This is a genomic window from Nocardiopsis changdeensis (genome assembly GCF_018316655.1).
GTDB classification, from domain to species: domain Bacteria; phylum Actinomycetota; class Actinomycetes; order Streptosporangiales; family Streptosporangiaceae; genus Nocardiopsis; species Nocardiopsis changdeensis.
The window spans coordinates 7,066,229-7,079,330 of record NZ_CP074133.1 but is presented as its reverse complement, the minus strand read 5'-3'; the positions used below and the strand labels follow the sequence as shown (position 1 = coordinate 7,079,330).

Genomic DNA, 13,102 nt, shown 5'->3' with positions numbered 1-13,102 from the left:
CCGTGCTGCTGGTAGCCTTGGTTCCCGTATGGCTCTGAGCCCGCGCCCCCGCCACCACGAGCGGGACACCGCGGGCTCCTGCCCTCCTGCCATGGAGATTCCATGGCCGCGACAGTCCAGAGGAGGAACGTACGCCGATGCGTCGTTACGAAATCATGGTCATCCTCGACCCCAACCTCGACGAGCGCACCGTCGCCCCGTCGCTGGAGAACTTCCTGTCCGTCGTGCGCAACGACGGCGGCTCGGTCGAGAAGGTCGACATCTGGGGCAAGCGTCGGCTCGCCTACGACATCGAGAAGAACCCCGAGGGCATCTACGCCGTGATCGACCTGACGGCCACGCCCGCCACGGTCAAGGAGCTCGACCGCCAGCTCGGCATCGCCGAGGCCGTGCTCCGCACCAAGGTCATCCGGCCCGAGGTCCACTAGCGGCCTCCCGGCCGCGGCCCCCTTCCCCGGATCGCCCGATTCCGCTGATTTCTGTCGGTGGAAGGACGGATGATCAGGGGAGCAGGCGAAACCGCCTGACCCGATCTACCCCGAACCGGAGCCCTCATGGCAGGCGAAACCCAGATCACGCTCGTCGGCAACCTGGTCGACGATCCTGAGATGCGCTTCACGGCGAGTGGAGCCGCTGTCGCCAACTTCCGCGTGGCCTCGACGCCGCGCACCTTCGACCGCGCGTCGGGGGAGTGGAAGGACGGCGAGTCCATGTTCCTCACCTGCACCGTGTGGCGGCAGTACGCGGAGAACGTCGCGGAGAGCCTCCAGCGCGGTATGCGCGTGATCGTCCAGGGGCGCCTCAAGCAGCGCTCCTACGACACCCAGCAGGGTGAGAAGCGCACCGTCTTCGAGGTCGACGTCGACGAGGTCGGCCCGGCCCTGCGCAGCGCCACCGCCAAGGTGACCAAGACGCAGCGCCAGGGCGGCGGGGGCGGCGGCTTCGGTGGGGGCGGCGGCGGTGGTTTCGGTGGCGGCCAGCCCCAGCAGGGTGGCGGCGGCTACGGGAACCAGGGCGGCGGCTTCGGCGGCGGCCAGCAGGGCAACCGCGGCGGCGGCCCCGCCAACGACGACCCGTGGGCCAACAACGGCGGCGGTGGCGGAGGCGGCGGCTTCGGCGGCGGCTTCTCCGACGACCCGCCGTTCTAGCCGAGCGTCCGCGCCGCGGCCCCGTGCCGTAGGCGCGACACCCCGACCCGGCGCCCCAGGGCGCCGAGTCACTGTTCACATGTCCTCAGACCATCCCCGGGAGGAACCCGGGGCTCTTGCGAAGGAGCACCACGATGGCGAAGCCGGCAGCGCGCAAGCCCAAGAAGAAGGTTTGCTTTTTCTGCCAGGAGAAGCAGTCCTACATCGACTACAAGGACACCACGCTTCTCCGCAAGTTCATCTCCGAGCGCGGCAAGATCCGCGCCCGCCGCGTGACGGGTAACTGCACCCAGCACCAGCGCGACGTCGCCACCGCGATCAAGAACGCGCGCGAGGTCGCCCTGCTGCCCTACACCAGCACCGCTCGCTAGCGGGGATTCTCCGAGGGAGGTTTTTGTCGTGAAGCTGATCCTGACCCACGAGGTCAACGGTCTCGGAGCCCCCGGCGATGTCGTCGAGGTGAAGAACGGCTACGGCCGCAACTACCTGCTTCCCCGCGGGTTCGCCATCCGGTGGACGCGCGGCGGCCAGAAGCAGATCGACCTGATCCAGCGCGCCCGCGCCGCGCGCGACATCCGGACCCTGGACGAGGCCAAGCAGGTCGCCGGCCAGGTCAACGCGCTCACCGTGCGCCTCAAGCAGCGCGCCGGCGAGGGTGGCCGCCTCTTCGGCTCGGTCACCCCCGCGGACATCGCCGAGGCCGTCCAGGCCTCCGGCGGCCCGCAGCTGGACAAGCGCCGCATCGAGGTCAAGACCCCGATCAAGTCGGTCGGCGCCCACAAGGTCCAGGTCCGCCTGCACCCCGAGGTCGTCGCCACGATCAAGCTGGACGTCGTCGGCGTCTGAGCCGAGGCGTTCGCGCTCGTGTGAACCGGCCCCGCACCTCCTTCGAGGCGCGGGGCCGGTCCCGTTCGGTGGCAACACGCCGGGGGTCACCGAAAGCCACCCTTTGGCTACTCTTTGTAATCTATCGTGTTCTCTGTGTCGGTGTCGCGTGACGCCCAGGACAGAGAGGACGACGGGCCGATGAACGGACGACCGGAGCACCTACCCGACCGCAGGACGGTCCTGAGGGGCACCGCACTGGCCGCCGGAGGCGTACTGCTCGGCGGGCTGGCCGGGCTCACCCCCGCCACGGGCGCGCTGGCCGCGGCCAGGCCCAAGGTGTACACCCGCACGGACTGGAAGGCCAGGGCCCCCAAGAACCGCATCGAGGTCCTGGGGAAGGGGCCGACCCACATCGTCGTGCACCACACGGCCACCGGGAACGTCTCCGACACCTCCACCGCCCACGCGGCCTCGCTGTCCCGCTCCATCCAGCGATACCACATGGACCACAACGGGTGGAGCGACACCGGGCAGCAGCTCACCATCAGCCGCGGCGGGCACATCATGGAGGGCCGCGACCGCACCCTCCAGGCCATCGGCGACGGCCACCACGTGATCGGCGCCCACACGGCCGACCACAACTCGCACACCATCGGCATCGAGAACGAGGGCACCTACAGCACGGCGACCCCGCCGGCCGCGCTCATGCGCTCCCTGGTGGACACCTGCGCCTGGCTGTGCCTGGTCTACCGGCTGGACCCGCAGGAGGCCATCGTCGGCCACCGCGACTACAACTCCACCAACTGCCCGGGGGACAAGCTCTACTCGATGCTCCCGGACCTGCGCAGGGACGTCGCCTCCCGGCTCCGGGAACAGCTCTCCCACCTGGGCCGGGTCACCGGGGTCGAGATCTCCCTGGAACAGCTGCCGACCTTCCCGGACACCCCGTCCTCGGAGCGGGTGGCCACCTTCTACCACGGTCCGGCGGTCGGCGAGCTCGACGTCTCCCTCTGACCCCGGCGCCCCGGGACTTCCGCCCCGCCGGAACTCCCGGGCAGGGCCGGGTCAGGGCCTGGACGCGCCGGTGACCAGCCAGGCCGTGCCCCGGGCCCGGTGCCCCAGGGCGACCGCACGGGCCAGGATCCAGATCCCGTAGGCGATCCACAGGGCCACGATCCCCCCGGTGGCGGACAGCCCGAGCGGCGGCACCACCAGGGCGAACGGCAGGAAGGCCAGCATCGTCCACAGGGAGGCCCAGGCCAGGTAGCGCTGGTCGCCGGCGCCCATCAGCACCCCGTCGAGCACCATGGTCACCCCGCTCAGCGGCTGCAACAGGGCCACCACGACCAGGGACGCGGTGATGAGCACGCGCACCTGCGGGTCCGAGGTGAACGGGATCCACGCCCACGGCAGGACCAGCAGCACCAGCACGGTGAAGGCCGTGCCCAGCATCACGCCCCACTCGACCATGCGGCGGGTGGCGTCCCGGGTCCCGCGGACGTCGCCCGCCCCCAGGTAGCGGCCGACGATCGCCTGCCCGGCGATCGCGATCGCGTCCATGGCGAACACCAGCAGCGCCCAGATGTTGTGCGAGACCTGGTGGGCGGCCACCGGCGCGTCGCCGAGCCGGGCCGCCACCGCCACGGTCACCAGCGCCACCACACGCATCGAGACGCTGCGCAGGAACAGCGCGAACCCGGCCGAGGCCGAGGCGCGCAGGCCCGCCGCCGACGGCGCGAGCGACACCCCCTCGCTCCGGGCGCGGCGCACCATCACCGCCACGTACCAGAACGCTCCGCCGCCCTGGGCGATCACCGTCGCCCACGCCGAACCGGCGATGCCCCAGTCCAGGACCAGCACGAACACCGCGCACAGCAGCGCGTTGCCCAGGAAGGACGCGACCGCGACGGCCAGCGGGGTGCGGGCGTCCTGGAGGCCGCGCAGCACACCGGTGCCCGCCATGACGATGAGCAGGAACGGCGTGCTCAGCAGGCTGACGCGCAGGTAGACCAGGGCGTAGGGGGCGACCTCGGGAGAGGCCCCCAGCAGGTCCACCATGGCGGGCCCGAGCGGCCAGCCGATCGCGATCGCCGCGGCGCCGAGCAGCACGGCGAGCCACAGGCCGTCGATCCCGTCCCGGATGCCCCCGGGGACGTCCCCCGCGCCGAACTTGCGGGCGACGGCCGCGGTGGTGCCGTAGGCGAGGAAGATGCAGACGGCCACCAGGGTCAGCAGCACCTGGCCGGCGATGCCCAGCCCGGCCAGGGCCGAGGTGCCCAGGGTGCCGACGATCGCGGAGTCGGTCAGCAGGAACAGGGGTTCGCTGACGAGGGCGAAGAACGTGGGGATCGCCAGGGCGAAGATCTCGCGGTCGTGGCGGTGCCGGAACGGGGCGGCGGAGAGCGGTCTGGGCATGACCGGTCCACGCTATCGGACAGGCGTTCCCCTGGGAGGGTGAAGTTGTCCACAGGCCTCCGGATACCTGTGGATAACTTGTGGAAATCGGCTCTGTGAGACATCTTGCACACCCCGTATCGAAGCGTGTTTTCGCAGGTCAACACTGGTGACAGGGGTCGTGCGCAAAGTTATCCACAGGTTATGTGCACAACGGGTCGGTGAAACCCCTGCGGACTCGGGCGAACGGGTGCTATCGAGCCTGTGGACGGCTCCGCCCGCGGCCTCCCCGGCGCGTTCGATGAGGCATCCTGGAAGGGTCGGTCCCGACCCGGGGCCGGTGGAGCACGGCCCAGGGGAGATTGTTCGTGAGCGTCGCTGAGCAGCCACCCGAAGAAGGCGGATACGAGCGCACGCCACCCCACGACATCCAGGCCGAGCAGGGCGTCCTGGGCGGCATGCTCATCTCCAAGGACGCCATCACCCAGGTCGTGGAGATCATCCGCTCCGCCGACTTCTACCGCCCGGCGCACCAGATCATCTACGACGCCATCGTCGACCTCTTCTCCCGCGGCGAGCCGGTCGACATCGTCTCCGTCAACGCCGAGCTGACCAAGCGCGGTGAGTCCGCCCGCGTCGGCGGCGCGCTCTACCTGACCACCCTCACCAACGCCATCCCCACCGCGGCGAACGCCGGCTACTACGCCAAGATCGTCTCCGACCGCGCCGTGCTGCGCCGCCTGGTCGAGGTCGGCACCCGCATCGCGCAGATCGGCTACGCGGGCGACGGCGAGGTCGACGACCTCGTCGACCACGCCCAGGCGGAGATCTACAAGGTCGCCGAGAAGCGCACCGGCGAGGACTACGTCCCCCTCGCCGACATCATGCCCGGCGCCCTGGACGAGATCGAGGCCATCTCCTCCCACGACGGCACCCTCACCGGCGTTCCCACCGGGTTCGCCGACTTCGACGCCCTCACCAACGGCCTCCACCCCGGCCAGATGATCATCATCGCCGCCCGCCCCGCCGTCGGGAAGAGCACCCTGGCTCTGGATTTCGCGCGGGCGGCGTCGATCAAGCACGACATGACCGCGGTCTTCTTCAGCCTGGAGATGGGGCGCAACGAGATCGTCATGCGCCTGCTCTCGGCGGAGGCACGGGTGCCTCTGCACACCATGCGGTCGGGCCTGATGACCGACGACGACTGGGCGCGCCTGGCCCGGCGGATGGGCGAGGTGGCCAACGCGCCCCTGTTCATCGACGACTCGCCCAACATGTCGATGATGGAGATCCGGGCCAAGTGCCGGCGGCTCAAGCAGCAGCACGACCTCAAGCTGGTCATCGTCGACTACCTCCAGCTGATGAGCTCGCCCGGCCGGGTGGAGAGCCGCCAGCAGGAGGTCTCGGAGATGTCCCGGTCGCTCAAGCTGCTGGCCAAGGAGCTGGAGGTGCCCGTGGTGGCGCTCTCCCAGCTCAACCGAGGCCCCGAACAGCGCACCGACAAACGCCCCCAGGTGTCGGACCTTCGCGAATCGGGCTGCCTCACCGCCGACACCAGGATCCTGCGGGCCGACACGGGGGCCGAGGCCACGCTCGGCGAGCTGTATGCGACAGGAGAGCGCGACATCCCGGTCTGGTCCCTGGACGAGAAACTGCGCCTGGTCCCGCGCACGATGAGCCATGTCTTCTCCAGCGGGGTCAAGAAGACCTTCCGATTGCGGCTGGCCTCGGGACGTGAGGTCAAGGCATCCGCCAATCACCCGTTCCTCGCCTTTGAGGGGTGGCGCCACCTGGAGGACCTGAGGGTCGGTGACCGGATCGCCGTCCCGCGGCATGTGCCCGCGCCGGAGGGCCCGACCGCGTGGCCCGAGGACGAGGTGGTCCTGCTCGCCCACCTGATCGGCGACGGATCGTTCGTCCGCCGCCAGCCGATCCGCTATGCCAGCGTCGACGAGGAGAACCTGTCGGTGGTCGCCGAGGCGGCCCGGCACTTCGGGATCACCGCCGTCCGGGACGAGTACGGCTCCGCGAGGGTCACCACGTTGCGGCTCCCCGCGCCGTTCCGGCTCACCCACGGCAAGCGGAACCCCATCGCCGTTTGGCTCGACGGGCTGGGGCTGTTCGGGCTCCGCAGCCATGAGAAGTTCGTGCCCGACGCGGTCTTCAAACTGCCGACGGACCAGATCGCCCTGTTCCTGCGCCACCTGTGGGCCACGGACGGGAGTGTCCACTGGAGCAAGGCGACCAACGGCACCCGCATCTACTACTCCTCCACGAGCCGGCGGCTCGTCGACGGAGTGGCCCTGCTGCTGGCCCGGCTGGGCATCATGACGAGGATCAAGCGCAGTGCCAAGAAGGGATACCGGCCCTCGTACGTTCTCGACGTCAGCGGGGTGGACCAGCAGAGGCTGTTCGCGGAGAAGGTGGGCTGCCACGGTGCCCGCGCCCTGACCCTGGCCGCCTGTGTCGAGAACATGGTCGGCCGGTCGGCCAACACCAACGTGGACACGGTCCCGAGGCAGGTTTGGGACCGGGTGCGCACCACGATCGCCGCCAGGGAGATGAGCCACCGCCGTTTCTCCTCGGAGTTGGGCGTGCAGTTCAACGGGAGTTCGATGTGGCGCCCCGCACCGAGCCGGGGCAGACTCTCCCGGATCGCCGCGGTGCTCGACGACGCCGACCTCGACCTGCTCGCCACCAACGACGTCTTCTGGGACGAGGTCGTCGCGGTCGATCCGCTGGGTGAGGAAGAGGTCTTCGACGCCACGGTCGCGGGCACGCACAACTTCATGGCCAACGGGATCAGTGTCCACAACTCCATCGAGCAGGACGCGGACATGGTGATCCTGCTGTACCGCGAGGACGTGCACGACAAGGAGTCGCCTCGGGCGGGCGAGGCGGACATCATCGTCGCCAAGCACCGCAACGGCCCCACCGCGGACGTCACCGTGGCCTTCCAGGGCCACTACAGCCGCTTCGTCGACATGGCGCCCGGATAGGCCCGGGGCGCCCGCGGCGGGGCCGGGTTCACAGGCGGACCAGCATCTTGCCGGTGTTGGCGCCCACCAGGACCCCGCGCAGGGCCTCCGGGGCCTTCTCCAGGCCGTCCAGGACGGTCTCGCGGGTGCGCAGGGTGCCGTCGAGCAGCCACGGCACCGCCTTGGCGTGGAACTCGGGGAACCGGTGCAGGTGGTTGCTCACCAGCATGCCGCGCAGGGTGACCTCCCGGGTGGCGGCCCGGTACAGGTTCGGCCCCGGGGCGGGTTCGGCGTCGTTGTAGTCGCCGACCGCGCCGATCAGCGCCACCCGGCCCCCCTGGTTCATCACCGACAGGGCGGCCTCCAGGTGGTCGCCGCCGACCGAGTCCAGGTAGACGTCGACCCCGTCGGGGGCGGCCTCGGCCAGGCGTGCGGCCAGGTCGCCGTCCCGGCGGTCGAAGGCGGCGTCGTAGCCGAACTCCTCCAGCAGCAGCCGGGTCTTGTCCGGGCCGCCCGCGGAGCCGACGACCCGGGACGCGCCCAGGTCGCGGGCGACCCGCGCGGCCACGCTCCCCACGGCCCCCGCGGCCGCCGAGACGTACACGGTGTCCCCGGGGCGGACCGGGGCGGTGTCGGTGAGCGCGAGGTGGGCGGTGAGGCCGGTGGTCCCCAGGGGGCCGAGGTAGGCGGAGGCCGGGATCCGGGTGGCGTCCAGGACCGTGACCCCGGCGGCGTCGACCAGCGAGTGCTCCCGCCAGCCCAGGAAGTGGGAGACGGTCGAGCCCACCGGGATCCCCTCGGCCCGGGAGGCGACGACCTCGCCGACCGCGCTCCCCTCCAGGGGGCGGCCGATCTCGAAGGGCGGGATGTAGGAGGGCGCGTCGTTCATCCGGCCGCGCATGTAGGGGTCGACGGACATCCAGGTGTTGCGGACCAGGACCTGGCCCGGGGCGGGCTCGGGGAGGTCGGTCTCCACCAGGGCGAAGTGCTCGGGGCCCGGCTCGGCGGTGGGGCGGGCGGCCAGGTGGATCTCGCGGGTGCGGACGGTCATGGGGTGCCTCGTTCCGGTGGGCCGGGCCTGTCCCGGCGACACCTCCGAACCTAGGGACGGGCGGCCCCGGTCCCCAGGTCCGCACGCGCCGCGTACCGGTCCTGGCGCGCCAGCGCGCGGCGCTCCTGTGCCGGGGTGTGCCCCGACCAGCGGTGGAACGCCTTGCGCAGGGCGCGGTCGTCGGAGAAGCCCAGGCGGGCGGCGACGGCCTCGGCGGTCAGTCCCGAGGACAGCAGCCGCCGGGCCCGCGCGTGGCGGGCGCGGTCGACCTCCGCGCGCCAGGTGGTCCCGTGTTCGCCGAGCCGGCGCTGGAGGGTGCGCGGGCTCGACGCCAGCCGGGCGGCGACGGCGCCCAGGGAGGGCGCCGCGTGGTCGAGTTCGGCGTCCAGGGCGGTGCGGAAGAGGTCCAGCCAGCCCGGGAGGGGGTGGGCGGCGGACAGCAGCATCCCGGCGTGGCCGCGCAGGAGCTCGGCCAGGCGCGGGTCGCCGGAGGGCAGGGGCGCGTGGGCGTCCTCGGCCCGGAACACGAGCTCGTTCACCCCGGCGTCGAACTCCAGGGCGGCGGTGCCGAAGGCGCGGGCGAGGGCGGAGCGGTCGGCGGGGGCCGGGTGGGAGAAGGCCACCCGCAGGGGGGTGAGGTCGGTGCGGGTGGCCTCGCGGGCCCGGCGCAGGTAGTAGGCGAGGACGTACTCGTGGACGGCGGCGGTGGTGCGGGGGTCCCCCGCGCTGGAGTGGTAGCGCACCGCGAGGTCGTCGCCCCGGGTGTGCACGGCGAGCTCCTTCTCGGAGGCGGTGACGACCTGGTGGTAGGGGGCGCTGTGGGTGAGGGCGTCGGTGAGGGTGGTGCCGTTGACGATCAGGTAGTCCCAGGCGGGGAGGGAGCCCAGGGCCGCGGTGTCGGCGACGTGGGTTCCGGCCCGGCCGGGCGGGAGGGCGTGGGAGAGGTGCTCCCACAGGCGGATCAGGGAGGGCAGGGGGGCGCGGGCGGCCTCGTCGGCGGTGGCGGCGGACCCGGTCTCGGCGCGGACGAGGTGCTCGGGAACGCCCGCGGTGCGCGCGGCCTCGCCGAGCAGCAGGAGGAGGGGGATGGAAACGGTCCCGTCGAGCATGGGGCCAGCTTATGCTTAGGGTGGTCGGGCTTTTCGGACACCGTGTCGGGGGTGTGCCGGTGTCCGACACACCCCCCTGTTTCGGTCAGTGGATTTAGCCATTTATGGTCAAGCCAATTTGTCGACAAAGCGACTTCACCGATCACGGGGTGTCAGCGGTGATCATCCCCTCCCGCATCTCCAGTCTCCGCCCCCGGAACCTCGCGCGCATGGTGCGGTCGTGGGTGACGATCACCAGGGCTCCGGTGTAGCGCTCCAGCGCCGCCTCCAGTTCCTCCACGAGACCGGGGGAGAGGTGGTTGGTCGGCTCGTCCAGGAGCAGCAGGTCGTAGACCCCCGAGGTCAATCCGGCCACTTCGATCCGGCGGCGCTGGCCGACCGAAAGTGACTCCACGGGCTGGTCCATCTCCCGCGCCCGGAACAGCCCCAGCGAGGCCAGCTCGTCCCGGTACTCCTCGGCCGGGCCCGGCCGCCCGGCCGCGTAGGCCTGGAGCACGGTCCGGCCCGGGACGACCGCCCCGTCCTCCTGGCGGAGGTGGCCGATCCGCCCGTGCCGCAGCACCTCGCCGGCGTCGGGCGCCAGCTCCCCGGCGATGACCCGCAGCAGCGTGCTCTTGCCCGCCCCGTTGGGGCCGGTGACCATGATCCGCTCGCCCGGGGCGACGGTCAGCGCCGGAACGTCGAGCCGGTGCCCCACGCGCACCCCCGCCAGCTCCACCGGCGGCACGGGGCCGCCGTCGGCGGCGGTGAACGACGCGGTCATCTCCAGGGGGACCGGCGGCGGCGCGACAGGGTTCCCGACCAGCCGCTCCGCCCGCTCCTTGGCCTGCCGGATCCGGCTCATCGCGCCGTGGGCGCGCGAGCGCATCCGGAAGTTCCCGTGACCGAAGGCCGCCTTGTCCACCATGCGCGGGATGGCCTGGAGCGCGGCGACGTTGTTCTCGGCCAGCCGGCGCTGCCGGGCCAGCTCCTCCTTCCACTCCTCGTACTCGCGGATCCACCGGACCCGGGCCGCGGCCCGGGCCCGCAGGAACCCGTCGTACCCGTTGCCGTACCGGTGGACCCGGTGCAGCTCGTGGTCCACCTCCAGGACGGTGTCGGTGATCCGGGCCAGGAAGGCCCGGTCGTGGGTGACGGCGACGACGGTGCCCCGGTGGGTGCGCAGCCGCTGCTCCAGCCAGGCGGCCGCGCTGTCGTCGAGGTCGTTGGTGGGCTCGTCGAGCAGCAGCAGCTCGGGGTCGGCGGCCAGCACCGCGGCCAGGGCCAGCCGCGAGCGCTCCCCGCCGGAGAGCGTGCGCAGCGGGCGGTCGCGGTCCAGGCCAGGCAGGCCCAGGCCGTGCAGCCCGGCGTCGACCCGGACGTCGGCCTCGTAGCCGCCCCGCGCCTCGAACTCGGACAGCAGGTCGCCATAGGCGGCCAGCTCCTCGGGCCCGGCGGTGCCGAGCGACGCCTCGGACCGGTGCAGGCGGGCCTCCATCTCCCGCAGGTCGGCCAGGGCGTGGTCGACCGCGTCGCCGACGGTGCCGGTCATGACGCCGACCCGCTCCAGGGTCTGGGGCAGGTATCCGACGCCTCCGGGGGCGGCGACGAGGACCTCGCCGTTGTCGGGCCCCTCCTCCCCGGCCAGCAGCCGGAGCAGGGTGCTCTTGCCGGATCCGTTGTCACCGATGACGCCGACCCGTTCGCCGGGGGCGATGGTCAGATCCACTCCGTCCAGGACGGTGTGGTCGCCGTAGTGCTTGGCGACCCCGGTGAGGGTGATCTGGGAGCGGATGCGTGTCGCGGCGCGCATGTGCGTTCCTCCTCGGCTGGTCTCGGCGGCGGACAGGGCGGGGCGTGGCGGGGCGGTGCGCAAGGATGCGCCTCCTCGGGTGGTCTCGGTGTCGGGGAGTGCGGGTCGGGACGGTGCGGTACGCATGCGCGCGCCTCCTCGTGCGGTCTCGGCGGCGGGGGCTGCGGGTCGGACTCGTGGGGTGCGCAGGGGTGTGCCTCTCTGCTGCGGTGGGGCCGGTGGAGCGGGCCGCGGGCCGTCGGAGGGCGTTCCGCCGTGCGGGCACCCGGAGAGCGGACGCGCGGGGAGCGCGGGCTCGGGGTGCGGGAACGACGAAGAGGCCGTACCGGATCGACCGCGGGACGGCGGCGCCGGTGGAGCCGCGCGGGCCCGCCGGGGTGCGGCGGGTGCGCGTCGTGCTCTGACACGGGCGTCGGACGCGGGATCACAGGAAGGATTACAGCCTCATGTGCAAGACGGTACGTCTCGTTTCTTTGAGAGTCAAGGGGGAATCTTGTGAGACGCGGATCACTCTCGGTGGGCGCCTTTGGGGATGGCTGAAACAGCGATATTGCTTCAAGCCGATAAGTCGACAAGGCGAGGGATCGCCGGGGCCGGCCCGGCCCCGGGAACGGCGAAGGGCCGCCCCGCTGTGCGGGACGGCCCTTCGGACTCGCTCTCTCGCGTCCGGTGCGAACACCGGTCGCCCCCTGTCCGGCGCTGCCGGAAGGGGGCGGGCGTCGTTGATGCCCTGCTACAGCCAGCGGGCCTCGGGACGGGTGCGGCCGGTCTCGTCGGCGACCAGCACCCAGTGCATGATCGGGTGCCCGGAGCTGATGGCGTCGGCGTCCTCGCGCGGCCGGGGAACGCTCACGGCGTCCGGCGCGAGGCCGGACATGCGGAGGGTCTCTTCGGCGGAACGCGTGCGTCGACGGGCGTCGACGGAGCGAGTCGGGTGCGGTGCACGGTCTGTCCTGCGCGCCATGGTGCCCTCCTCGTTTCCGTATCAGATGACCCTAGTTAACCCTATGTTCACCTTTGGGTCAATTCATTTTCCGTGGGGGCTCCGTCACAAGGGATCCTCCCGCCGTCATCGTGTATCGAAACGCGCTGGTGGCAGGCGTTCTTTGCGAGGGCTCCCGGGAGGGCGCGGGAGGGCTCCGCGCCAAGGTGAACGAGAGGTGAACGAGAGGGGAACCGGGCAACCCTGCGGGGGTTCGCGGGGCGGGGCCGGAGCGGCCGGGAACGCGGGGGAAAACAAGAAGCACCCGTCCTGTGGACGGGTGCCCTGTCGGACTGCGCGCCGGGCTACTCCTTGAAGATGAGCCCCACGACCTCCAGGTACAGCTGCTCCGGGTACGGGATGAAGTCGATCCTGCTCAGGGCCTGGTCCTGACCGGCGGACTCCATCACGAAGGTCCCGTATCCGAGGAACCGGCCCAGCAGGCTGCGCTCGAACCTCATGTCGGTGACCTTGCCCAGCGGCATCATGTTGACCTGCCGGGTGATCAGCCCCGTCGTCAGCAGCAGGCGCGCGGAGGTGATGACGAAGTAGTCGACCGACCACTCCGCGACCTGCCACACGAACCACACCAACACCAGCAGCCACAGCCACCAGATGATGGCCAGGGCGGCCGGGGTGTCCGCGATCTGCGTATTGCTGAGGATCCCGGCCACGATCAGGGCACCCAGGACCGCGCCCACCGGTCCGATCAGGACCGCGGGATGCCTCCGGATGGTGACCACGTCCTGCTCGTGCGGGAGCAGGTAGCGGTTGACCGACGCCGGGGCGCTGTTACTCGACGCTACGAGGCGCATGGCAC

12 protein-coding genes are annotated in these 13,102 nt (G+C 71.6%); 6 read left to right on the top strand and 6 right to left on the bottom strand.

The genetic code is table 11. The features are described 5' to 3' along the window. The first annotated feature begins 137 nt into the window (after positions 1 to 137). From rpsF to KGD84_RS31790, 5 genes are all read left to right on the top strand, one after another. Positions 138 to 428, top strand: coding sequence for a 30S ribosomal protein S6 (gene rpsF / locus KGD84_RS31810; RefSeq protein WP_220563978.1), 291 nt, complete (start codon positions 138 to 140; stop codon positions 426 to 428). Between the two features lie 126 nt (positions 429 to 554). Beyond that, positions 555 to 1,148, top strand: coding sequence for a single-stranded DNA-binding protein (locus KGD84_RS31805; RefSeq protein ID WP_220563977.1), 594 nt, complete (start codon positions 555 to 557; stop codon positions 1,146 to 1,148). Positions 1,149 to 1,282: 134 nt separating this feature from the next. Next, the gene (gene rpsR, locus KGD84_RS31800; RefSeq protein ID WP_073381321.1) at positions 1,283 to 1,519 is read left to right on the top strand and encodes a 30S ribosomal protein S18; all 237 of its coding nucleotides are present in this window, start codon (positions 1,283 to 1,285) and stop codon (positions 1,517 to 1,519) included. A 28-nt stretch (positions 1,520 to 1,547) separates the two neighbouring features. Beyond that, positions 1,548 to 1,994 (top strand): 50S ribosomal protein L9, encoded by a 447-nt coding sequence (rplI, locus tag KGD84_RS31795; protein WP_220563976.1) that lies wholly within the window; start codon positions 1,548 to 1,550, stop codon positions 1,992 to 1,994. 180 nt (positions 1,995 to 2,174) lie between these two features. Continuing rightward, positions 2,175 to 2,990 (top strand): peptidoglycan recognition protein family protein, encoded by an 816-nt coding sequence (locus KGD84_RS31790; RefSeq protein ID WP_220563975.1) that lies wholly within the window; start codon positions 2,175 to 2,177, stop codon positions 2,988 to 2,990. 51 nt (positions 2,991 to 3,041) lie between these two features. On the opposite strand, the gene KGD84_RS31785 is transcribed toward KGD84_RS31790, so the two are convergent. Then, positions 3,042 to 4,391: an MATE family efflux transporter gene (locus KGD84_RS31785; RefSeq protein WP_220563974.1), complete on the bottom strand. Its 1,350-nt coding sequence runs from the start codon at positions 4,389 to 4,391 to the stop codon at positions 3,042 to 3,044. Positions 4,392 to 4,738: 347 nt separating this feature from the next. On the opposite strand from KGD84_RS31785, the gene KGD84_RS31780 reads away from it, so the two are divergent. Then, entirely contained in the window at positions 4,739 to 7,369 is a 2,631-nt protein-coding gene (locus KGD84_RS31780) for a replicative DNA helicase (protein WP_220563973.1), read from the top strand. 28 nt (positions 7,370 to 7,397) lie between these two features. Here KGD84_RS31780 and KGD84_RS31775 read toward each other — a convergent pair whose 3' ends face one another. The 5 genes from KGD84_RS31775 to KGD84_RS31755 all read right to left on the bottom strand — a co-directional run bounded on the left by KGD84_RS31775 (position 7,398) and on the right by KGD84_RS31755 (position 13,097). Beyond that, entirely contained in the window at positions 7,398 to 8,399 is a 1,002-nt protein-coding gene (locus KGD84_RS31775) for an NADP-dependent oxidoreductase (protein ID WP_220563972.1), read from the bottom strand. A 50-nt stretch (positions 8,400 to 8,449) separates the two neighbouring features. Next, positions 8,450 to 9,508, bottom strand: a complete 1,059-nt coding sequence (locus KGD84_RS31770; protein ID WP_220563971.1) for an AraC family transcriptional regulator — start codon at positions 9,506 to 9,508, stop codon at positions 8,450 to 8,452. A gap of 142 nt (positions 9,509 to 9,650) precedes the next feature. Then, the gene (gene abc-f, locus KGD84_RS31765; protein WP_220563970.1) at positions 9,651 to 11,300 is read right to left on the bottom strand and encodes a ribosomal protection-like ABC-F family protein; all 1,650 of its coding nucleotides are present in this window, start codon (positions 11,298 to 11,300) and stop codon (positions 9,651 to 9,653) included. A gap of 733 nt (positions 11,301 to 12,033) precedes the next feature. Further along, on the bottom strand, positions 12,034 to 12,264 hold the full coding sequence (locus tag KGD84_RS31760) for a hypothetical protein (RefSeq protein WP_220563969.1): 231 nt from the start codon (positions 12,262 to 12,264) through the stop codon (positions 12,034 to 12,036). A gap of 323 nt (positions 12,265 to 12,587) precedes the next feature. Then, positions 12,588 to 13,097 (bottom strand): PH domain-containing protein, encoded by a 510-nt coding sequence (locus KGD84_RS31755; RefSeq protein WP_220563968.1) that lies wholly within the window; start codon positions 13,095 to 13,097, stop codon positions 12,588 to 12,590. Positions 13,098 to 13,102: the final 5 nt, after the last annotated feature.

Bases quoted from the DNA above. Each gene is read 5' to 3' on its own strand.
- KGD84_RS31760 (WP_220563969.1), bottom strand. From the start codon at position 12,264: ATGGCGCGCAGGACAGACCGTGCACCGCACCCGACTCGCTCCGTCGAC.
- rpsF (WP_220563978.1), top strand. From the start codon at position 138: ATGCGTCGTTACGAAATCATGGTCATCCTCGACCCCAACCTCGACGAG.
- KGD84_RS31785 (WP_220563974.1), bottom strand. From the start codon at position 4,391: ATGCCCAGACCGCTCTCCGCCGCCCCGTTCCGGCACCGCCACGACCGC.
- KGD84_RS31790 (WP_220563975.1), top strand. From the start codon at position 2,175: ATGAACGGACGACCGGAGCACCTACCCGACCGCAGGACGGTCCTGAGG.
- KGD84_RS31775 (WP_220563972.1), bottom strand. From the start codon at position 8,399: ATGACCGTCCGCACCCGCGAGATCCACCTGGCCGCCCGCCCCACCGCC.
- abc-f (WP_220563970.1), bottom strand. From the start codon at position 11,300: ATGCGCGCCGCGACACGCATCCGCTCCCAGATCACCCTCACCGGGGTC.
- KGD84_RS31805 (WP_220563977.1), top strand. From the start codon at position 555: ATGGCAGGCGAAACCCAGATCACGCTCGTCGGCAACCTGGTCGACGAT.
- KGD84_RS31755 (WP_220563968.1), bottom strand. From the start codon at position 13,097: ATGCGCCTCGTAGCGTCGAGTAACAGCGCCCCGGCGTCGGTCAACCGC.
- KGD84_RS31770 (WP_220563971.1), bottom strand. From the start codon at position 9,508: ATGCTCGACGGGACCGTTTCCATCCCCCTCCTCCTGCTGCTCGGCGAG.
- rpsR (WP_073381321.1), top strand. From the start codon at position 1,283: ATGGCGAAGCCGGCAGCGCGCAAGCCCAAGAAGAAGGTTTGCTTTTTC.